Annotated in this window: 21 protein-coding genes; 8 read left to right on the top strand and 13 right to left on the bottom strand. The window is 74.6% G+C overall.

Annotated elements, in window-relative coordinates; all coding sequences use genetic code 11:
* Positions 1-35: 35 nt before the first annotated feature.
* A complete protein-coding gene (locus GWJ10_RS09540) occupies positions 36-1,001 on the bottom strand; it encodes an SH3 domain-containing protein (protein WP_163187093.1) in 966 nt (321 codons plus the stop codon).
* 171 nt (positions 1,002-1,172) lie between these two features.
* Between GWJ10_RS09540 and GWJ10_RS09535 the strand changes: the two genes are divergently transcribed.
* The gene (locus GWJ10_RS09535; protein ID WP_076405613.1) at positions 1,173-2,018 is read left to right on the top strand and encodes an aldo/keto reductase; all 846 of its coding nucleotides are present in this window, start codon (positions 1,173-1,175) and stop codon (positions 2,016-2,018) included.
* 96 nt (positions 2,019-2,114) lie between these two features.
* Here GWJ10_RS09535 and GWJ10_RS09530 read toward each other — a convergent pair whose 3' ends face one another.
* Both GWJ10_RS09530 and GWJ10_RS09525 read right to left on the bottom strand, forming a co-directional pair.
* Positions 2,115-2,564: a hypothetical protein gene (locus tag GWJ10_RS09530; RefSeq protein ID WP_034651120.1), complete on the bottom strand. Its 450-nt coding sequence runs from the start codon at positions 2,562-2,564 to the stop codon at positions 2,115-2,117.
* Positions 2,565-2,655: 91 nt separating this feature from the next.
* Complete coding sequence (locus tag GWJ10_RS09525; protein WP_163187091.1) at positions 2,656-3,588, bottom strand: aldo/keto reductase; 933 nt, start codon at positions 3,586-3,588, stop codon at positions 2,656-2,658.
* Positions 3,589-3,831: 243 nt separating this feature from the next.
* Between GWJ10_RS09525 and GWJ10_RS09520 the strand changes: the two genes are divergently transcribed.
* Positions 3,832-4,833, top strand: a complete 1,002-nt coding sequence (locus tag GWJ10_RS09520; RefSeq protein WP_083711899.1) for a LysR family transcriptional regulator — start codon at positions 3,832-3,834, stop codon at positions 4,831-4,833.
* Complete coding sequence (locus GWJ10_RS09515) at positions 4,830-6,062, top strand: MFS transporter (RefSeq protein ID WP_163187089.1); 1,233 nt, start codon at positions 4,830-4,832, stop codon at positions 6,060-6,062. The genes GWJ10_RS09520 and GWJ10_RS09515 overlap by 4 nt, the downstream gene beginning before the upstream one ends.
* Before the next feature lie 56 nt (positions 6,063-6,118).
* Here GWJ10_RS09515 and GWJ10_RS09510 read toward each other — a convergent pair whose 3' ends face one another.
* Positions 6,119-6,337, bottom strand: a complete 219-nt coding sequence (locus tag GWJ10_RS09510) for a hypothetical protein (RefSeq protein ID WP_086151137.1) — start codon at positions 6,335-6,337, stop codon at positions 6,119-6,121.
* Positions 6,338-6,509: 172 nt separating this feature from the next.
* Between GWJ10_RS09510 and GWJ10_RS09505 the strand changes: the two genes are divergently transcribed.
* Positions 6,510-7,337, top strand: coding sequence for a siderophore-interacting protein (locus GWJ10_RS09505; protein WP_241005734.1), 828 nt, complete (start codon positions 6,510-6,512; stop codon positions 7,335-7,337).
* A gap of 70 nt (positions 7,338-7,407) precedes the next feature.
* Here GWJ10_RS09505 and GWJ10_RS09500 read toward each other — a convergent pair whose 3' ends face one another.
* Together GWJ10_RS09500 and GWJ10_RS09495 are read right to left on the bottom strand one after the other, a co-directional pair.
* Positions 7,408-8,517: an acyl-CoA desaturase gene (locus tag GWJ10_RS09500; protein WP_034651111.1), complete on the bottom strand. Its 1,110-nt coding sequence runs from the start codon at positions 8,515-8,517 to the stop codon at positions 7,408-7,410.
* Between the two features lie 153 nt (positions 8,518-8,670).
* Positions 8,671-9,624 (bottom strand): helix-turn-helix domain-containing protein, encoded by a 954-nt coding sequence (locus GWJ10_RS09495; RefSeq protein ID WP_021482731.1) that lies wholly within the window; start codon positions 9,622-9,624, stop codon positions 8,671-8,673.
* A gap of 90 nt (positions 9,625-9,714) precedes the next feature.
* Here GWJ10_RS09495 and GWJ10_RS09490 point away from each other — a divergent pair, with 90 nt between their 5' ends.
* Entirely contained in the window at positions 9,715-10,137 is a 423-nt protein-coding gene (locus GWJ10_RS09490; protein WP_163187085.1) for a hypothetical protein, read from the top strand.
* Between the two features lie 122 nt (positions 10,138-10,259).
* Here GWJ10_RS09490 and mqo read toward each other — a convergent pair whose 3' ends face one another.
* The 4 genes from mqo to GWJ10_RS19835 form a co-directional block, all read right to left on the bottom strand.
* Positions 10,260-11,780 (bottom strand): malate dehydrogenase (quinone), encoded by a 1,521-nt coding sequence (mqo, locus tag GWJ10_RS09485; protein ID WP_163187083.1) that lies wholly within the window; start codon positions 11,778-11,780, stop codon positions 10,260-10,262.
* A 250-nt stretch (positions 11,781-12,030) separates the two neighbouring features.
* On the bottom strand, positions 12,031-12,963 hold the full coding sequence (locus GWJ10_RS09480; protein ID WP_163187081.1) for a maleylpyruvate isomerase family mycothiol-dependent enzyme: 933 nt from the start codon (positions 12,961-12,963) through the stop codon (positions 12,031-12,033).
* On the bottom strand, positions 12,954-13,628 hold the full coding sequence (locus GWJ10_RS09475; protein WP_163187079.1) for a pyridoxal 5'-phosphate synthase: 675 nt from the start codon (positions 13,626-13,628) through the stop codon (positions 12,954-12,956). Before GWJ10_RS09475 ends, GWJ10_RS09480 begins: the two co-directional genes overlap by 10 nt.
* Positions 13,625-14,230, bottom strand: a complete 606-nt coding sequence (locus GWJ10_RS19835) for a TetR/AcrR family transcriptional regulator (protein ID WP_076405601.1) — start codon at positions 14,228-14,230, stop codon at positions 13,625-13,627. Before GWJ10_RS19835 ends, GWJ10_RS09475 begins: the two co-directional genes overlap by 4 nt.
* Positions 14,231-14,450: 220 nt before the next feature.
* Between GWJ10_RS19835 and bioB the strand changes: the two genes are divergently transcribed.
* Both bioB and GWJ10_RS09460 read left to right on the top strand, forming a co-directional pair.
* Positions 14,451-15,524, top strand: a complete 1,074-nt coding sequence (gene bioB / locus GWJ10_RS09465; protein ID WP_163187077.1) for a biotin synthase BioB — start codon at positions 14,451-14,453, stop codon at positions 15,522-15,524.
* A 27-nt stretch (positions 15,525-15,551) separates the two neighbouring features.
* Complete coding sequence (locus GWJ10_RS09460; RefSeq protein ID WP_163187074.1) at positions 15,552-16,964, top strand: MFS transporter; 1,413 nt, start codon at positions 15,552-15,554, stop codon at positions 16,962-16,964.
* A 43-nt stretch (positions 16,965-17,007) separates the two neighbouring features.
* Here the strand turns inward: GWJ10_RS09460 and GWJ10_RS09455 are convergent, their stop codons facing one another.
* Positions 17,008-18,186: an aminopeptidase P family protein gene (locus tag GWJ10_RS09455; protein ID WP_163187072.1), complete on the bottom strand. Its 1,179-nt coding sequence runs from the start codon at positions 18,184-18,186 to the stop codon at positions 17,008-17,010.
* A 146-nt stretch (positions 18,187-18,332) separates the two neighbouring features.
* Between GWJ10_RS09455 and GWJ10_RS09450 the strand changes: the two genes are divergently transcribed.
* Positions 18,333-18,725, top strand: a complete 393-nt coding sequence (locus tag GWJ10_RS09450; RefSeq protein ID WP_034654712.1) for a cupin domain-containing protein — start codon at positions 18,333-18,335, stop codon at positions 18,723-18,725.
* Positions 18,726-18,805: 80 nt separating this feature from the next.
* On the opposite strand, the gene GWJ10_RS09445 is transcribed toward GWJ10_RS09450, so the two are convergent.
* Together GWJ10_RS09445 and GWJ10_RS09440 are read right to left on the bottom strand one after the other, a co-directional pair.
* A complete protein-coding gene (locus GWJ10_RS09445; RefSeq protein WP_076405593.1) occupies positions 18,806-19,741 on the bottom strand; it encodes an NADP-dependent oxidoreductase in 936 nt (311 codons plus the stop codon).
* A gap of 45 nt (positions 19,742-19,786) precedes the next feature.
* The gene (locus GWJ10_RS09440; RefSeq protein ID WP_034654698.1) at positions 19,787-20,194 is read right to left on the bottom strand and encodes a VOC family protein; all 408 of its coding nucleotides are present in this window, start codon (positions 20,192-20,194) and stop codon (positions 19,787-19,789) included.
* Positions 20,195-20,437 lie beyond the last annotated feature (243 nt).

Genomic DNA, 20,437 nt, shown 5'->3' with positions numbered 1-20,437 from the left:
GTGCCGGCCGGGCGTGCGTGCGTGGGGGAGCGGGACTACGACGTGCTGACGTGCACGTGGTCGTAGTGGTTCGCCGTCGCGCCGCCGCGGTCCTCCATGCCGGACCACGCGCTCGCCGGGTCGCCGGCCATCCAGATCTTCTGCTGGTAGATGAGGTACGTGATGCCGAGCGAGCCCGCGTTGGCCTGCAGGTAGCGCGCGATGTCCCAGCCGGTCTCGCCGCTGATCATGATGTCGACGGCGCGGCCCGTGCCGTGGTCGCCGTCGTCGCCGGGGCGGATGCCGCCGAAGGTGGTGACCTGGGGGAAGTTGGCGCACACGGAGCGGTAGACGGCGCGCGCGTTGGCGCGCAGCGACGACTCGATCCCGGTGCTGACCGAGCACGCGGCGTCCGAGACGCCGCCGGCGCTCGACCCCCCGGCCGCGGCGGCGACCTGGGGCGCCTCGGGCTGCGACTGCGCGAGGAAGCTCGACTTGATCCACGCAGCCGCGCCGTCCCAGACGATCTGGCTCCAGTCGCCCTCGGTGACGCCCGTGACGTCGACGGCGGCGCCGAACTCGGTGGTCGCGACGCGCTCGGCGTCCGGGGACGGCGCGGAGCGCACGTTGACGGCCTCGGTGGTCCAGAGCTGGCCGGTGACGGGCGGCAGGGGCGGGGGCGTCGGGGCGGCCTGGGCGGCCGGCACGACGGCGATCTCCGCCGCGGTCTCGACGACCGGGGGCTCCTGGGGCGCCGTGGGCGGCGCGACGCGCTCGGACGAGCGGCTGGCGGCTCCCGTGCCGCGCTCCACGCTCGCGCCGGCGGTGGGCTCGACGCTCAGCGGAGCGAGGTCGGGGTTGCCCTCCGCAGGCTGGGGGCCCGCGCCCACGGCACCCGCGCCGAGCAGCGTGACGAGCGCCAGCGCGGGGAGCTTGAGCGACCGGACCGGCAGCGTCGGTAGGGCCGGGAGCCGGAAGGAGCGCGCGGTGGCGGGGGCTGCGCTGTGGCGGCCTCGGGACATGGTGCGCTCCGGTTCCTCGTGGGTAGGACGCGCCAATGTAACCAAACCGTGATCTGAGAAGTCCAGTCGGACATTCCGCGCAGCGCTCCCGTTCGACTCATGAGCGGCAGCGCTGAGTCGTATGCGCCGCAGTCGTTGGACGGGTGGAAGGCGGGTTCCTACGCTGGAAGCATGACCGTTCCCTCTGTACCGACCGTGACGCTCAACTCCGGTCACACCATCCCGCAGCTCGGCTTCGGCGTCTTCCTCGTGCCGCCGGACGAGGCCGAGAAGGCCGTGAGCGAGGCCCTCGAGGTCGGCTACCGCCACATCGACACCGCGGCGATCTATCGCAACGAGGAGGGCGTCGGCGCCGCCATCGCGAAGAGCGGCATCCCCCGCGACGAGCTCTTCGTCACCACGAAGCTCTGGAACGACCGCCAGTCGGGCGAGCAGCCGCACGACGCGATCCGCGAGAGCCTCGACAAGCTCGGCCTCGACCACGTCGACCTGTACCTCACGCACTGGCCCGCGCCCGAGCAGGACCAGTACACGAACGCGTGGGCGAAGCTCGTCGAGATCCGCGACGCGGGCCTCGCGCGCTCGATCGGCGTCTCCAACCACCTGCCCGAGCACCTCGACCGGATCGTCGCCGCCACGGGCGTCGTGCCCGCCGTCGACCAGATCGAGCTGCACCCGGCCTACCAGCAGCGCGACGTGCTCGCCTGGGCCGACGCGAACGGCACGAAGATCGAGGCCTGGGGTCCGCTCGGCCAGGGCAAGTACCCGCTCTTCGAGAAGCAGGCCGTCGTCGACGCCGCGGCCGCCCACGGCGTGACGCCCGCCCAGGCGGTGCTGCGCTGGCACCTGCAGCGCGGCTTCATCGTCTTCCCGAAGTCGTCGCGCAAGGAGCGCATGGTGGAGAACTTCGACCTCTTCGGGTTCGAGCTCACCGCCGACGAGGTCGCCGCGATCGACGCCCTCGACACGGGTGACGGCTCGGGCCGCGTGAGCGCCCACCCGTCCGAGGTCAACTGACCCGGTCGCCCGCGGCCTCGCGCGAGGCAGCACGCACGACGAGGGGCGCCGTCCGACCGGACGGCGCCCCTCGTCGTGCGCTGGTGGCGAAGCGGGTCAGCCGCACTCGTCACAGATGCCCGTCGCGGGCAGGACCGTGAAGCACGTGGGGCACACGGCCGGCGGCTTCTCGGGCTCCGCGGAGCGGGCTGTCGTGCGGCGCGGCGTGCGTGTCGCGGGCGCGGCCTTCGCCGTGGCCCGACGCGCGGGTGCGGGGGCCGCCGCGGGGGCGGCACCGGGCACGTCGAAACCACGCTTGCGCAGTAGGTCCGCGACGCCGACGGGGCTGCTGCGGAACTCCTCGGCCGTCGCGACGCGGCCGGTCGCGTACCGGTGCGCGACGCCGAGGATCGCCTGCGCGTCGTAGACGCGGTCCTCGTGGACGAGCGGGGTGCCGGGGGACGCGGTGAACCCGTAGACCCCGAGGAACGCGTCCCGGCCCCGGTCGTCCCAGTCCGCGAGGGCCTGGAGGATGTGCTGCCGGGTCACTGCCGAGAAGGTTGCCACGGCACGAGCCTAGACCGCCCCGCGGGACCCCTCGGACGACGAGCGCGTGACCTTCCGCACGCGCTCGCGCCGGGCCCTCGGCGCCCGGGGATCAGGGCACGGTGTACCCCGCGGCGCGGAACATCTCGTACCACTCGGCGCGCGTGAGCGGGACCTCCGAACCGAGCGCGGCGCCGGCGACCCGGTCGGGGCTCGTCGTGCCGAGCACGACCTGCATCCGCGCCGGGTGGCGCGTGATCCACGCGGTCGCGATCGCGATGGGCGGCACGTCGTACCGGGCGGCGAGGCGGTCGATCACCGCGTTGAGCTCGGGGTACTTCTCGGATCCCAGGAACACGCCCGTGAAGAACCCCGCCTGGAACGGGGACCACGCCTGGACGGCGATGTCGTGCAGGCGGCAGTAGTCGAGGGTCCCGCCGTCACGGCTGACGGACTGGTCGAGGGCCTGCATGTTCGCCGCGACGCCCTGCGCGACGAGCGGGGCGTGCGTGACGGAGAGCTGGAGCTGGTTCGCGACGATCGGCTGCTCGACGTAACGGCGCAGCAGCTCGATCTGGCCCGGTGTGTGGTTCGAGACCCCGAACGCCCGCACCTTGCCCGCGGCGTGCAGGTCGGAGAACGCGCGCGCGACCTCCTCGGGCTCGACGAGGGCGTCGGGGCGGTGCAGCAGCAGGATGTCGAGGTAGTCGGTGCGCAGGGCCTCGAGCGAGCCCTCGACGGACGCGACGAGGTGCTCGTACGAGAAGTCGAAGTACGGGCCCTCGGGCACGATGCCGGCCTTGGACTGGATGACCCACTCCGCACGCTCGGCGGGGGAGAGGTCGAGCGCCTCGGCGAAGCGACGCTCGCAGCCGTGGAGCTCGGAGCCGTACACGTCGGCGTGGTCGAGGAACGTGATGCCGGCGTCCCGTGCGGTGCGCACGAGGGTGCGGACCTCGTCGTCGGTCTTGTCCTGGATGCGCATGAGGCCGAGCACGACGTTCGGGACGACGATGTCGGTGCCGGTCAGGGTGAAGGTCTTCATCGGTGGAGCTCCTTCGTGGGGTGGGCGGGTCGGGTGCACGACCTCGGTGTCCGGGATCCGAGAGTGCGCCGCTGCAGAGGGGTCGTTCCCACGGGTCGGGGGTAGGAAGGGCGTCGTCCGCCCGCGGGCGGGGTGCCGGACGACCCGAGCGAGGCCGGTCGGCCGCGACGGCTCGAGCCTAGGAAGCGATAACCTAGAAGTCCAACAACTAGTGTTTGTCAAATAGAGAACTGTGAGTGGTCAATGGATCTTCGTCAGATGGAGTACCTCGTCGCGCTCGCGGACGAACGCCAGTTCACCCGCGCCGCCCAGCTCGTCGGAGTCTCGCAGTCGGGGCTCTCCGCCGCGGTCCGCAGCCTGGAGGAGGAGCTCGGCGCGAGCCTGTTCACGCGCACGACGCGGCGCGTCGAGCCCACCGAAGCCGGTCTCGCGCTGCTCCCGTACGCACGCTCCATGCTCGCGCAGGCTGCCGCCGCCCGCGACGCGGTCGTCCGGGCCACGCGCGCGCTGTCCGGCTCGCTGCGCGTCGGCTCGGAGCAGTGCCTCGGCGTCCTCGACGTGACCGCCCTGCTCGAGCGCTTCCACCGCCGCTACCCGCAGGTGGAGATCCACTTCGCGCAGGCGGGCTCGCACGACCTCCTCGCGCGCGTCCGCGAGGGCGACCTCGACGTCGCGTTCGTCGCGACCACCGAGCACCTGGGGCCGCTGTCCCAGACGGTCCTGGGCAGCGAGCCGCTCGTGCTCGTGTGCGCGCCCGAGCACCCGCTCGCCGGGAGGGGCCGGGTCGAGTGGTCCGACCTCTCGGGCCAGGAGTTCGTCGACTTCGACCCCTCGTGGGGCGCGCGGCCGGTCAACGACGCGACGTGCGCCGCGCACGGCGTCCACCGGCGCGTGCGGTGCTCGGTCAACGACGTGCACACGCTCCTCGAGCTCGTCGACCGGGGGCTCGGCATCGCGCTCGTGCCGCGCCACGTCGCGGGCAAGCCGGAGGCCGAGCGCCTCGTCACGCTCGCGCTGCCGGAGGGCGGTGCGCCGAGCTGGGTCGTCTCCGTCGTCACGGGGCGCTGGGACCGCGGCGCCTCGGCCGCGCCGCAGCTCCTGGAGCTCCTCGCGGACGCCCCCGCGTGCCGCGGCGTCGACGTCTCCCGGCCCGACGCGGCCGCGCTGCGCGCGGGCGTCGAAGCGCCGAGCCCTGCCGTCGAGGTGCCGAGCCCTGCCGTCGAGGCCGTGGCGGAGGCCCGGTGACCGCCCGCGCGGGCACCGACGCACCGCTCTTCCCGCTTCGCAGCGTCGTCCTCGGCGCGTTCCTGCCCACGCTCGTCCTCGAGATCGGCGTGGGGGCCATGCTGCCGGTCGTCGCCGTCACGGCCACGGGCCGGGGCGCGAGCCTCACGGTCGCCGGGCTCGTGGCCGCGCTCGTGCCGATCGGCAAGATCCTCTTCGACCTGCCCGCCGGGGCGCTCGCCCAGCGCCTCGGCGACCGTGCGGCCATGCTGCTCGCCGGGGGCGTCGCGGCGGTCGCCTTCGCGACGATCGCCCTCACCCCCAGTCTGTGGGGCCTCGCGGCGGGGGTCCTCGCACTCGGTGCGTCGACCGCCGTCTTCAACCTCGCCCGCCAGGCGTACCTCACCGAGATCACGCCCCCGCTGCGCCGGGCGCGCGTCCTGTCGACGCTCGCGGGCGTGCACCGGATCGGGCTGTTCCTCGGCCCGTTCGCGGGCGCGGCGGTCATCGCCGCGACCGACGTGCGCGGCGCCTACTGGCTCGGGACGGGCGCCGCGCTCACCGCGGTGGTGGTGCTCGCCGTCGTGCGGCCGGACCCCGCGGAGGCCGGGCGTGCTCGACTGCGCGGCGCGCGGGCCGTGCCGCGGGTCGGCATCGCCCGCGTGGCGCGCGACTACCGCCACCTGTTCGCGACGCTCGGCGTGGCGATCCTCCTGGTGAGCGCGGTCCGTGGGGCCCGGCAGACCGTCATCCCCCTGTGGGGCGAGCACCTGGGGCTCGACGCCGAGGTGACGTCGCTGATCTTCGGCGTCTCCGGTGCGCTCGACATGCTGCTCTTCTACCCGGCGGGCAAGGTCATGGACCGGTTCGGGCGCCTGTGGGTCGCCGTGCCGTCCATGCTCACGATGGCCGTCGGTCTCGCGGTGCTGCCGCTCGCGCACACCGCCCCCGCGCTCGCGGTCGTCGCGGCCGTGCTCGGGGTCGGGAACGGCATGGGCTCGGGCATCGTCATGACGCTCGGCGCCGACGTCGCGCCCGCGGACGTGCGCCCGACCTTCCTCAGCGTGTGGCGCCTGTTCCAGGACACCGGCGACGCCCTCGGTCCGCTCGTGCTGTCGGCCGGTGCGGCGCTGGGGTCGCTCGCCGCGGGCGTCTGGGCGACGGCGGCGCTCGGCGCCGGCTCCGCGGCCGCGCTCGCGCGGTGGGTGCCTCGGCACTCGCCGCTCGCGAACCTCGTCCGACGTCGCTAGTCCGGGCCGCCCTCGGGCGCGGTGGGGCCCCGGGCCGGGCCGCGCGACGGCCCGGCTCAGACGAGCGTGAGGACGCCCAGCACCCCGACGGCGAGGGCGAGCACGAGCGAGACCGCGATGAGCACGACGTGCACGGTGAGGAAGCGCGTCGCGCGGCCGTCGGCGTCGCGCGAGCGGGGGTCCTTGGCGATGCGCTGGAGGAAGCGCGGCCAGATGAGCAGGTTCCAGGCGGCCGTGACGAGCAGGACCACGGACCAGACGACGGGGATCTCCACGTCCCGAGCATGCCAGGAGGCGTCGGGTGCCTCGGGCGGGGCGGCCGCGGGCAGCGTGTGGGATCCAGCACATCGACGCAGGCGTGAGGTGAGGCTAACCTCTCTCGTGGTCGACGCGCTCGCGGGGCCGCCGTTCCGCCCGGGGAGCCGGGCGTCGCACGAGGAGCCGCCGGTGTCCGTCAAGACCGTCAAGCCCCAGGACGCGCACGTCGTCACGCTGAGCGTCGTCGGGCGCGAGCGGGTCAGTCCGAACGTCGTGCGGGTCACGCTCGGGGGAGACGAGCTGGACCTCTTCACCCCGCTGGGGTTCGACCAGTGGTTCCGGCTCTTCCTCCCGCGCGAGGACCAGGACGCGCTGCGGCTGCCGACCCGCGCGTCGGGCCTCTGGTACGTCCAGTACCTCGCCACGCCCAAGGCGCGCCGTCCGTGGGTGCGGAACTACACCGTGCGCGCCGTGCGCCCGGGCCTGCGCGAGCTGGACGTGGACTTCGTCGTGCACGGCGACGCAGGGCCCGCGTCCTCGTTCGCGCTGTCCGCCGAGCCGGGGGACCGCGTGGGCCTGCTCGACCAGGGGATCGGCTACCACCCGCGCGTCCCGCACGACTGGACGCTCCTCGTCGCCGACGAGACCGGGCTGCCCGCGGTCGCGGGGATCTGCGAGTCCCTGCCCGACGACGCGCGCGGCCTCGCGGTGGTCGAGGTCCCCGAGGCGGCGGACGCGCAGGAGTTCCGCGTGCCCGCGGGCGTCGAGCTGCGCTGGCTGGCGCGCGACGGCGCACGGCCCGCGCGCGGCGGCGACCACGACCTGCTGCCGGGTCGTCTCGCGCTCGACGCCGTACGGTCGGCCGACCTGCCCGCCGGTCCCGGCTACGCGTACGCGGTCGGGGAGTCGGCGCTCGCCACGGGCGTGCGCCGCCACCTGGTCGACGACCGGGGCGTGCCGAAGGCGCACGTCGACTTCGTCGGGTACTGGCGCCACGGGCACGCGGCGTCCGCCTGACGCGCCCCGCGCGCGTCGTCGGGCGCGGGGCGTCGTGCGGCGGGTCGTCGTGCCGCAGGGGGAGGGTCGGTCAGACCCGGCGGAGCTGGCGGAACATCGGGCAGTCGAACGGGTCGCGCGCCGAGAGCCCCACGCGGTTGAGGTACCGGACGACGATCGCGTAGGACTGCACGAGGCTCGTCTCCGTGTACGGCAGGCCGAGGTGCGCGCAGTGCTCGCGCACGATCTCGCGGGCCCGCGCGAGGTGCGGGCGCGGCATGCTCGGGAACAGGTGGTGCTCGATCTGGAAGTTGAGCCCGCCCATGAGGATGTTCATCCACCACCCGCCGCGGATGTTCCGCGAGGTGAGGACCTGCTTGGACAGGAAGTCGATCTTGCTGTCGGCGGGGATGATCGCCATGCCCTTGTGGTTGGGGGCGAACGACGCCCCCATGTAGACGCCGAAGACGGCGAGCTGGACGCCCAGGAAGGCGGCTGCGAGGCCGAGCGGCAGGAACCAGACGACCGCCCCGACGTAGAGCGACAGGCGCAGCGTGATGGTGACGATCTCGATGACGCGCGTGCGGACGTCGCCGCGCGCGCGGCCGCCGGCGAGGAGCGAGCGGAACGCCTGCACGTGCAGGTTCACGCCCTCGAGCGTGAGGAGCGGGAAGAACAGCCAGCCCTGGTAGCGGTTGATGACCGCCCGGAAGCCCTTCGCGACCTCCGCGTCCTCCTCGAGGAACACGACGACGTCGGGCGCGATGTCCGGGTCCTTGCCGCGGCGGTTCGGGTTCGCGTGGTGGCGCGTGTGCTTGTTCATCCACCACGAGTGGCTGATGCCGACGACGCCGTTGGCCAGCACCTTCCCGAGGCGGTCGTTCGCCGGGCCGGACGCGAAGACCTGGCGGTGCGACGCCTCGTGCGCGACGAACGCGAACTGGGTGAGGATCAGGCCGAGCGCCCCGGCGACGAGGAGCTGGAACCACGAGTCGCCCAGGAGGACGAACCCGGCGACAGCGCCGCCGAGCGCGAGCGTGAGGACCCCGAGGGTCCACAGGTAGTAGGCGTGCGTGCGGTGGAGCAGGCCCGCGTCGCGCACCGTGCGCGACAGTGCGCTGTAGGTGCTGGTGACGGCACCGGGCTCGTCGGTCCGAGGGCGGGTGGCCCGGAAGCCCGGGCGCACTGCGGCAGAGGTCATGTGTCCTCGCAGGGGTGTCGGTGTCGACTTCCCAGCCGCGGAGGTGAGCAGGTGCTCGTCGTGCAGATGACCCCACCCTACGGGACCGTAGGTTGCGCGCGCGAGGGGGCCGGGTGAAGGAGTCGCGAAGGAGCGACACCTCCTCCGGAGGGGTCAGGCGGCGAACCGGAAGGTCTGGCGGTACTCCGTCGGCGTGATCCCGACCGCCCGCCGGAAGTGGTGGCGCAGGAGCGCGGCCGACCCGAAACCGCTGCGGCGCGCGACCTCCTCCAGGTCCAGCGAGGACTCCTCGAGCAGCGACTGCGCGTGCGCGACGCGTTGCGACGTCAGCCACGCGAGCGGGGTCGTGCCGGTCTGCGCGACGAACGCGCGCGCGAAGGTGCGCTCGGAGGTGTGGGCCCGGCGGGCGAGGTCGCGCACGGTGAGCGGCTCGTCGAGGTGGTCGGTCATCCACTCCAGCAGCTCCCCGAACGAGTCCTCCTCGCACTCGGGCACCGGGCGCTCGATGAACTGGCGCTGCCCGCCGTCGCGCTGGGGCGGCACGACCATGCGCCGGGCGATGGTGTTCGCCACCCGGGCCCCGAGCTCGCGGCGCACGAGGTGCAGGCACGCGTCGATGCCCGCCGCCGTTCCGGCGCTCGTGATGAGGTTGCCGTCGTCGACGAAGAGCACGTCGGGGTCGATGTCGAGGCTCGGGTAACGACGGCGCAGCTCGTCGGCGTGCATCCAGTGCGTCGTCACCCGCCGTCCCTCGATGACGCCCGCGGCCGCGAGCACGAACACGCCCGAGCACACGCTGAGCAGCAGGGCGCCGCGGTCGGACGCGCGGCGGACGGCGTCGAGCACCTCGGGCGGGTAGTCGGTCCCGATGCGGATCGCCGGCACGACGACCAGGTCCGCGTCGTCCGTCGCGGAGAGGTCGTGGTCGGGCACGACGTGCGCGCCCACCGACGTGCGGACGGGACGGCCCGCGACCGGGCCGCACACGCGGAAGTCGAACGACGGGACGCCGTCGTCGCTGCGGTCGAGGCCGAAGACCTCGCACACGACGCCGAACTCGAACGGGGCCAGGCCGTCGCACACGACGGCCGCGACGGATCGCACCATGCTCGGCACGCTACGCCGCTGGCAGGATCTTGTCGAGAGGTGTCAGTGCTGCCACTCGTGGCGCGGGTCGTGCGCCGCGAGGGTGGAGCCATGGACATCTTCTGGGGTGTGGTGGCTCTTCTCCTCGTCGTCGGCCCGACGGTCGCGGCCCTCGCGGTCCGCCGCGAGGACCCGGCCCGTCCGTGGTTCCCCGCCGGGTCCGACGGCGCGTGGCCCGACGGCGCCGCGTGGGACGCGCGCGGGGACCGGTCGGTGCACGGCGAGCGCTGGGACCGCGACGCGCAGCGGCTGGACGCCGACCTGCGCGCCGCGGCGTCGCGACCGGCTGAGCCGGCCGCCGTCGTCGACCCGCACGAGGTCGCGGCCGAGCTCGTGCTGCGGCGCGTCGTGCCGAACCCGGCCGTGCGCGACGGCGTGCGCGCCGCTCCTGCCGTGCCGGGCGGGCGCCCCGGGGCGAACGCTCCCGCCGCGCCGCGGCGGCCGGGGACCCGGGGCACGCCGCTCGCGCGCTGAGCCCTCGCGTGCGGAGCCGCCCGGCCACGCGCCGCTCGACCGCGTGCGGCGTCTCCGGACGCACGAACGGCCCGGACCTCGTGGAGGTCCGGGCCGTTCGCGGGGGAGCGGTGTCGCTCGGGTCAGGCGCGCGAGCCGACCGCGTCGACGTCCGCGTCGCCCGTGAGCTGGTCGAGGCCCTCGAGCTCGTGCGCCTCCCACGGGGCGTGGCCGAGGCTCGGGATCATCGTCGCGAGCTCCGGGCGCCACTTGGTGAAGCGGGCGGGGAAGCAGCGCTCGAGCAGGTCGATCATCGCGGGGACGGCCGTCGAGGCACCCGGCGAGGCGCCGAGCAGGCCGGCGATCGAGCCGTCGGACGCCGCGATGACCTCGGTGCCGAACTCGAGGACGCCCTTGCCGTCCTTGTCCTTCTTGATCACCTGGACGCGCTGGCCCGCGGTGATGGTCTCCCAGTGCTTGGGGTGCGCGGTGGGCATGAAGCCCTGGAGCGCGGTGAACTTGGTCTCCGGGCTCGCGAGGAGCTGGCCCACCAGGTACTGGGTGAGGTCGAGGTTCTTCAGGCCCGCGCCGACCATCGAGCCGAGGTTGTGCAGGCGCAGCGACGTGAAGAGCCCGAGGTACTTGCCCTTCTTGAGGTACTTGGGGCTGAACCCGGCGTAGGGGCCGAACATCAGGTACGTCTTGCCGTCGACGACGCGCGTGTCCAGGTGCGGGACCGACATGGGCGGCGAGCCGACGTCGGCCTTGCCGTAGACCTTCGCCTGGTGCTGGGCGACGAGCTCCGGGTCGTCCGTGCGGAGGAACTCACCGCTGATCGGGAAGCCGCCGTAGCCCTTCGCCTCCGGGATGCCGGCCGCCTGGAGCAGCGGCAGCGCGCCGCCGCCGGCGCCCACGAACACGAACCGGGCCTCGACGGTCGAGCGGCGCTTCGGGGCGTTCCACGAGCGGTCCTTGACCGTCAGGCGCCAGCGGCCGTCCTTCGTCTTCCTGAGGTCCTTCACCTCGTGCTCGAGGTAGAGCTGCGTGCCCTCCGAGACGAGGTAGTCGACGAGCTGCTCGGTGAGGGCGCCGAAGTCGACGTCCGTCCCGCTCGTCGCGCGCGTGGCCGCGACCGGCTCGTCGCCGTCGCGCTCGGCGACCAGGAGCGGGGCCCACTCGGCGATGACCGCCGGGTCGTCCGTGAACTCGAGCTCGCTGAACAGCGGGTGGCGGCGCAGCGTCTCGAAGCGGCGACGCAGGTAGTCGACGTTCTCCGCGCCGCGCACGAAGGTCATGTGGGGGGTGCGGGAGATGAAGCTCGCGGGCTGCGGCAGCGCGCCCGTCGTGAGCAGGTGGTGCCAGAACTCGCGCGACACCTCGAACTGCTCGTTGATCTTCACCGCCTTGGTGATGTCGATCGAGCCGTCCGGCTTCTCCGGCGTGTAGTTCAGCTCGCACAGGGCGGCGTGACCCGTCCCGGCGTTGTTCCACGGGTTCGACGACTCCTGCGCCACGGCGTCCAGGCGCTCGTAGATGCGCACCGTCCAGGTGGGCTCCAAGACCTTCAAGAGTGCCCCGAGCGTGGCGCTCATGATGCCACCGCCGATGAGGGCTACGTCGATCTGGTCTGCGCTGCTTGCGGGGTTGCTCGCTCGACTCGACACATGTCGATCCTACGCTTGTGAAAGAGTGCACTAACTGTGCGGTGCGTCACGGGCGTGCGTCACACTTTCGCGGGACCTCGGTCCCGAGCCGGGCAGGTCGGACGTCGCGTACCGCGCGATCCGGCCGGGTCCGAGCCGTCTTCCCGCGAGGTAGAGCCGTGGTCTCGCGAGGTAGAGCCGTGGTCCGCGTGCGCCAGCCGACCACGCCTCTACCTGGCGGACCAGGGCTCTACCTCGGCCGACCGGGGCTCTACCTCGCGGGGGTGGGGTTCTCCTGCGGCGGGGAGTACGGGGACGGCCAGGGGCCGATCTCGGGGAGGCCCACGGGCGCGCCCGCGAGGCGGGCGGTGGGCTCGGCGCCGGGGGTGCGGCCCGCGAGCCAGGCGGCGACGTCGGTGAGGCGGCCGTGGACGACGACGGCGCCCCGGCCGGGCGCGGACGCGGGCGCAGGCGAGGCCGCGGCCCCGGAGGTGGGCTCGGCTTCGGACGCGGGCTCAGGTCCGGCAGCCACGCGGAGGCCGCCCGGTCCGACGCGAAGGGCGCCCGGTCCGATGCGGAGAGCGCCCGGTCCGACGTGGACGCCGCCGGCGCCCACGACGAGGTCTCCTGGTGCCCCGTCGAGCTCGACCACGACGTCGTCCGCGAGCCGGACCCCGAGGAAGTCGAGGAGGTGCAGCCCGAGCGCGGGAGGCCAGGAGTCGAGGCCGACGCCGGCATCGAGGTCGACCGCGTGGATCCGCACCTCGCGCCACCAGGCCACGAGCGCGTCCGCGACCGTGCCGTCGCGGTACGTCACCGGCGCGGACCACCCGGGGGACCCGGCGGCGGGCCACGCGGCGTCGAGGCGGTCGGCCAGCGCATCGAGTGCCGCGACGTGCTGCGCGACGGAGCGCAGCGCGCCCGTCCGGATGCCGTCCTCGCGCCCGGCCGCGCCGCCGTCGTACACCTCGACGAGCTCGCCGCGCGCGGCGCGCTCGGCCTGCCGCGCCATGGCCTCGCCGATGGCGGTGACGTGCGCGAGCACGTGGCTGCGCGACCACCCGGGCAGGGCCGACGGCGCGTCGAGCCCGGCGGCGTCGAGCCCGCGCGCCGCGTCGGTCACCGCGTCGAGGGCGGCGCGCGCGTCGCGCCGGACCTCCTCGACGTCGGGCGGGGTGAGGGCGGGGGCGTCGGTCAGGGCCACAGCAGCTCCTTCGTCCAGGTGGTCGGCGCGCCGGACGCCGCGGTGTACCGCAGGCGGGTCTGGCCCGCGCCCGACGACGCCCAGAACTCCACGCTCGTCGGCTCGAGCGCGTACGCGGTCCAGGCGTCGAGGACGAGCCCGGGCTCCGCCCGCACGCGGTCGAGGGCGGCGTCCCATGCCTCGCGGTAGGCGGCGCGGGACGCGAGCGGGGCGCTCTGCGACCCGGCGAGGGCGGTCGCGCGGGAGAAGTCGGACCGGTCCAGGAAGTCGGCGGCGGACGTCTCGGCGTCCAGCGGCACGACGGGTCCCCGCACGCGGACCTGCCGACCGTGCTCGCGCCAGAAGAACGTCAGGGCGGCGTTCGGGTTCTGCGCGAGCGCGACGCCCTTGGGGGAGTCGGCCCGCGTCGCGAAGACCCACCCGTCGCCGTCGACGTCCTTGAGGATGAGGGTCCGTGCGTCCACGCGGCCGCTCGCGTCGGCGGTGGAGAGGGTGGCGGCGTGCGGGGCGGGCAGCCCGGCGTCGATCGCGTCGTCGAGCCAGCGGACGAAGAGCGTGCCCGGGTCGTCGGGTGCGGCGTCGACCTCGAGACCGGGGAGGTCGGGGCCGAAGACGGGCAGGGCGCGCAGGCGCTCGCGCAGGGACGGGCGGTCGGCGTCGGTCATGCGTCCTCCGAGGTGGTCGGGAGCGGGTCGAGCAGGGCGACGAAGCCCCGCGCGGCGGCGGACATCGCGTCCGGGTCGTCGAGGGCGCGCGCGAGGACGTACCCGCCCTGCACGACGGCGACGGCGGCGTGCGCGCGGTCGCGCGCCGCGTCGTCGGGCAGCCCGCCCTCGACGAGGACGGCGGCGGCCAGGTCGACGAGCCCGCGGAAGTAGGCGCGCACCTCCGCGGCGAGCGCGGCGTCGTCCATGACCGCCTGGTCGCTCACGAGGCGCCCGACCTTGCAGCCGGCGAGCGCAGGCCGCGGGCGTTCGAGATAGCGGACGAGGCGCTCGACGGCGGAGCCCTGCGCGCCCAGGTCGCGGCGCGCGGCATCGAGGCCCGCGGTCGTCGTGGCGTGCACGGCCGCGGCGGCGAGGTCGTGCTTCGTGGGGAAGTGGTGGTAGAGGCTGCCCTGCCCGACGCCGCTCGCGGCGAGGACCTGGCGCGGGCTCGTCGCGCCGACGCCCTGCGCCCAGAACAGCTCCTGCGCGGCGGCGACGAGGCGGTCCCGGTTCGAGCCGGGCGCCTCCGCGCGTGGCTCGGGTCGCGTGTCGGACGGCATGGTCCGCAGCCTAGCGGGCGACCATACCTACCGCTAGGTATGTCGCGGACGAGTCTCGGGGGCCGACGTGGTGCGACCTGCGCCTGGGGGAGAGCGACGTTCTCGCCCCACCGGTCTTGTGGACCGCCACCAACGCGTCGTCGGGCTCCCCGGTCGGCGGAACGCGACGCTGGAGAGACCGTGCACGGGCGCGCGCGTCACGCGTCGCCACGATCGACCCATGGACCACGACCTCGCCGCGTTGCTCGACGACCTCGTCTCCGCCACGACGCGCGAGGAGGCGCCCTCCGCGGACAGCCTCCTCGCCGTCCTCGCGACCGACGACGACGACCTCCTGGACGTCGTCGCCGCGGCGGCCCGGGTCCGACGCCGGTGGTTCGGCCGGCGCGTGAAGCTCGCCTACCTCGTCAACCTCAAGTCCGGGCTGTGCCCCGAGGACTGCACCTACTGCTCCCAGCGCCTCGGGTCCGCGGCGGAGATCCTGCGGTACACGTGGCTCCGTGCGCCCGAGGCGCTCGGAGCGGCGCGCGCGGGGATCGACGCCGGGGCGTCGCGCGTGTGCCTCGTGGCGAGCGGGCGCGGCCCCACGGAGCGCGACGTGACCCGCGTCTGCGGGGTCGTGGCCCGGATCGTCGAGGAGCACCCCGGCGTCGAGGTCTGCGCGTGCCTCGGGCTGCTGTCCGACGGCCAGGCCGAGCGCCTGCGCGACGCAGGTGCCTACGCCTACAACCACAACCTCAACGCGTCGGAGGACGCCTACCCCGAGATCTGCACGACCCACGGCCACAGGGACCGCGTCGCGACCGTCCAGCGCGTCCAGGGCGCCGGGCTGTCGGCCTGCTCGGGGCTCATCGCGGGGGCGGGGGAGACCCCCGAGCAGCTCGTCGACGTGCTCCTGGAGCTGCGGGCGCTCGAACCGGACTCCGTCCCGGTCAACTTCCTCGTGCCCTTCGAGGGGACCCCGCTCGCGGGCCGGCACGAGCTCACGCCGCAACGGTGCCTGCGGATCCTCGCCGCCGCGCGGTTCGCGCTGCCCCGGGCCGAGCTGCGCCTGGGCGCCGGGCGGGAGCTCCATCTGCGAGCACTCCAGCCGCTCGCCCTGCACGTGGCCAGCTCGCTCTTCCTCGGCGACTACCTCACGGCGGAGGGGCAGGACGCCGCCGCGGACCTCGCGATGATCGCCGATGCCGGCCTCGAGGTCGAGGAGGTGCCCGGGCCCGCCGGGCGGACGGCGTCGTCGCGCGTCGTTCCGCGCCGCCGCGGGGCGGGGACGGACGTCGCTCCCAACGCCTGATCGCCGCGACCGTCGTAGCGTGAGGGCGTGAGGGTGCAGCAGCGGGTGCTGGTGGTCGCGGTCCTCGCGTCGTTCGTGTCGTTCCTGGACGGCTCGGTGGTCAACGTCGCGCTGCCCGCGATCTCCGCCGAGCTCACCACCGGGCCCGTCACGGGTCTCGCGCTGCAGCAGTGGGTCGTCGACGCCTACATGATCACGCTCGGCGCGCTCATCCTCCTGGCGGGGTCGCTGTCGGACGTCCACGGGCGCCGCCGAATCATGGCGATCGGGCTCGTCGGGTTCGCCGTGACGTCGGTCGCGTGCGCGCTCGCGCCCGACGGCCTCGTCCTCGTCGTCGCGCGCGGCCTCCAGGGCGTCGCGGGCGCCCTGCTCGTGCCCAGCTCGCTCGCCATGATCATCTCCACGTTCGACGGCGAGCGGCAGGCCCGCGCGATCGGCTCCTGGACCGCGTGGACCAGCACCGCGTCGCTCGTCGGGCCGCTGCTCGGCGGCGTCCTCATCGACGCGATCTCGTGGCGCTGGGTCTTCTGGATCAACGTGCTCCCCGTCGCCGTCACGCTGTGGCTGCTGCGCGGCGTCCCCCGGTCCGCGGCGGAGGAGCCGGACGCCGCGGCGGGCCCGGGCGGACGACGGCGCATCGACACGCTCGGGGCGACGCTCGCCGCCGTCGGGCTCGCGGGGACGGTGTTCGCGCTCATCGAGCAGGGACGCTTCGGGTGGTCGAGCCCGGTGGTGTGGGGACCGTTCGCCGTCGGGGTCGTGTGCCTCGCCGCGTTCGTGGGGTGGGAGCGCCGCGCCCCGGACCCGATGCTGCCGCCGCGCCTGTTCCGGGTGCGCAACTTCGCGTGGGGCAACCTCGCGACCGCGGCGATCTACGGCGCGCTGTACTTCGGCGGGTTCGTCGTCACGCTCTTCCTCCAGCAGGTCGGCGGGTACAGCGCGACCGCCGCCGGGCTCGCCCAGCTCCCCGTCACGCTCGTGCTCCTCGCCCTGTCGACGCGGTTCGGGGCGCTCGCGGGCCGCTACGGCCCGCGCCTGTTCATGACGCTCGGCCCGATCGTCGGCGGGGCCGGCTACCTGCTCCTGCTCACGACGACCGACGACGCCGTGTACGTCACCCAGGTCCTGCCGGGCCTCGTGCTCTTCGGCCTGGGCCTCGCGATGACGGTCGCGCCGCTGACGTCGGCGATCCTCGGCTCGATCCCGGCGGCCGACGCCGGCATCGGCTCCGCGGTGAACAACGCGGTGTCGCGCGTCGCGGGGCTCGTCGTCATCGCGTTCGCGGGGGTGATCGTCGGCGGCGTGCTCGACCTCGACGGCTTCCACCGCTCGCTCCTCGTCACGGCGGGCCTGCTCGTCCTCGGCGGCGTGCTCAGCTGGGTCGGCATCCGCAACGACCGTGTGCGCGCCACCGGCGCCGGAGGGGCCCAGAGCGGCTGAGGCGGAGTGCCGGCTCGAGGTCCCGCGCCCGCCGTGCCGACGGCTAGCGCACCGTCTGCAGGTCGTGGGTCGAGGTGTTGAGGCGGCGTGCGCCGTCGGGCACGTCCGGCGGGAACGCGACGACGATGTCCTCGATCCGGACGCCGAAGCGGCCGGGCAGGTACACGCCCGGCTCGACGGAGAAGCACATGCCGGCCTCGATCGGGCGGTCCTCGCCCTCCACCATGTACGGCGGCTCGTGCGTCGTCGTGCCGATGCCGTGGCCGGTGCGGTGCACGAACTGCTCGCCGTAGCCCGCGTCGACGATGACGGCGCGCGCGGCGCGGTCGACGTCCTGGCACGTCGCGCCCGGGCGCACCGCGTCGACCCCGGCCTGCTGCGCGCGCCGGACGACGTCGTAGACCTCGCGCTGCTGGCCCGCGAGGGCGTCGTCCGTGCCGCCCGCGACCAGCACCGTCCGCGAGGTGTCCGACCCGTACCCGTCGCGCAGCCCGCCGAAGTCGAGCACGACGAGGTCGCCGGGCTCGATGACGCGGTCGCCCGCGTCGTGGTGCGGGTCGGCGCCGTTCGGGCCGGAGCACACGAGCGTGAAGTCGACCTGCTCGTGCCCGTGCTCGCGCAGGAACCGGTCGAGGTCGGCCGCGACGTCCCGCTCGCGCCGGCCCGCGAACGCGACGCCCAGGACGTCCGCGAACGCGGCGTCGGCGGCCGCACCCGCGGCGGCGAGGCGCTCCACCTCCGCGGCGTCCTTGACGGCCCGCAGCGTCGGGACGGCGTCGGAGAACGCGGTGAGGCGGACGCCGGGAAGCGCGCGCTGGAGCCCGAGCACGTGCAGCGCCCACGTGGCGTCCGAGACGGCGTAGGTGCCGTCCGCGGCGAGGAGTCGCGCCGCGGCGTCGTGCTCGTCGTCGCCGTCGCGCCACGTCACGACGTCGAGGCCGTCCGCCCCGGGGGCGGAGGCCAGGTCGCCCCGCTCCAGCAGCGGCCCGACGACGGACGCGCCGCCGGTCGTCCCGGTCCCCTCGGCGGGGATCGTGAGCAGCGTCAGCCGCTCCGTCTCCGGTGGCGCGTACCCGGTGAAGTACGCGAGGTCGGGGCCGGGCGAGACGAGCAGCCCCGTGAGACCGGCCTCGCGCGCGTGCGCGGCGGCGCGCTCGCGACGCACGGCGTAGACCTCGGGACCGAACGCGGCCCCCGGACGTGCGGCATCGGTGCTCGACATGAGCCCAGCGTGGCACCGCTCGACGCCGAGATCGACCCGAGCGGCCCGGCGTCGGTCCTCCGCGGGTCCGCTCGGGCGGCCGGGTCCGTCCCGGTCGTCGCGGGTTGGGCGGTCCGGCTCGGGTCCGGGAGTGGCAGGCTGCTCGCATGACCGACGTGCGCAACCTCCTCGCCGCCCTCGACACGTTCGACGGGCACTGGCAGCCGCACCGCGTGGCGAGCCTCAACGACGCCGACGTCAAGGTGGTGAAGGTGCTGGGCGAGTTCGTCTGGCACACCCACCCCGAGACCGACGAGCTGTTCCTCGTGCTCGACGGCGAGCTGACGATCGACCTGCGCGACGGCGGCGTCGAGCGCGCTGTCGTGCTGGGCCCGCACGACCTGTTCGTGGTGCCGCGGGGCGTCGAGCACCGGCCGCGTGCCGCCGTCGAGACCTCCGCGGTGCTCGTCGAGCGGCAGGGGACGGTCAACACGGGCGACGCGGGCGGCGACCTCACGTCGCCGCTGCGGGAGCTGCCGGGCGAACCGCCCACCGCCTGACGGCCCGCCCGACCGGCCCGGACGTGCCGGACCGGCCCGCGGCGGGTCGATCGGGCGCCGCCGGGGCCGGTCTCGGAGGGTCAGACCCGCACGACGACCTTGCCGCGCACGTGCCCGGACTGGCTCGCGCGGTGCGCGTCGGCGGCGTCGGCGAGGTCGAAGACCTCCGCGACCTCCGGGCGCAGCAGGCCCTCGTCGCCGAGCCGAGCGAGCTCGGCGAGGTCGGCCGCGTCGGGGCGCACCCACACGTAGTGCCCGCCCAGCTCGTCGCGTGCCCGCGCGTCCGTGATCGAGGCGACCGTGCCGCCGTCGCGCAGCACCTGCGGGACCGAGTCGAGCGCGTCGCCGCCCACGTAGTCGAGGACCACGTCCACGCCCTCCGGCGCGAGCGCCCGGACCCGCTCCGCGAGCCCGTCGCCGTACGTCACCGGCTCCGCGCCGAGCGAGCGCAGGAAGTCGTGGTTGCGCTCCGACGCCGTCCCGAGGACGCGCGCCCCGAGCGCCTTCGCGATCTGGACGGCGAACGACCCGACGCCGCCGGCGGCGGCGTGCACGAGCACCGTCTGGCCCGCGGCGAGCCCGGTGCGTCGGATGGTCTGGTACGCCGTCAGCCCCGCGAGGGGCACCGCCGCCGCCTCCTCGAACGACCACGCCGCCGGCTTGCGCGCGAGCGTCCGGACGGGCGCCGCGACGAGCTCGGCGAACGTGCCGCCCGAGACCTCGCCGCCCACGACGTCCTTGCGCACGTACCCGTACACCTCGTCGCCGACCTGGAGCTCGGGGGTGTCCAGGCCCACGCGCTCGACCACGCCCGCGACGTCCCAGCCCGGGACGACAGGGAACGCGACATCCATGATCTGGTCGAGGTACCCCTCGCGGACCTTCCAGTCCACCGGGTTCACGCTCGCGGCGCGCACGCGCACGAGGACGGAGTCGGGGCCGACCTTGGGGGTCGGGAGGTCGGTCGTCTCGAGGACGTCGGGGCCGCCGTAGCGGGAGTAGGTGATGGCTCGCATACGGGCGGCAACCCCGCGGGCGCCCGACGGATTCCCGCGGTGCGGTCAGCCCTCGAACGCGGTGGGGTCCATGTGAAGGACCTCCCACTGGTGCCCGTCGAGGTCGGCGAAGCTCCGCGAGTACATGAAGCCGCCCTCCTCCTGGGGGTCCTTGACCGCCGTCGCACCGGCGGCGAACGCGGCGTCGGCGAGCCGGTCGACCTCGGCGCGGGAGCCGACGCTCAGGGCGTTGATGACCTCGGTCGTGGCGGTCGCGTCGGCGATCGCCTTGTTCGTGAACCGCTGCGCGAACTCCGCGGTGAGGAGCATCACGTAGATCGTGTCGCTGAGCACGATCGAGGACGCGTTCTCGTCCGTGAACTGCTCGTTCACCGTGTACCCCAGCGCGGTGTAGAACGCCTTGGCGGCGTCGAGGTCCTGGACGGGCAGGTTGACGAAGATCTGGGTGCTCATGGGGTCCTCCGGTGTCGCGGGCGCCTGGCCCGAGGGGTGTCGCGGGATAGACGCACCCGAGCCCGGAAACTCATCGACGCGGGAGGCCAGAGGGTCTGTCGCCCGGCGCCCGGGAACGGTAGCGTCCGACGGAGGGCTCCGCGCACGGTTCTCGAAGGACAGGTCGGCGGGGTGCCGGCCGGGGGGACGCGACGTGGCGTCCCCGCTCTTCTCCACCGCCACCGAGCCCGAGAGGAACCCGCC

This window comes from Cellulosimicrobium sp. SL-1, from assembly GCF_011033075.1.
GTDB lineage: Bacteria > Actinomycetota > Actinomycetes > Actinomycetales > Cellulomonadaceae > Cellulosimicrobium > Cellulosimicrobium funkei.
Note: the sequence above shows the minus strand (reverse complement) of the source record. Positions and strands in the feature narration are given on the sequence as shown.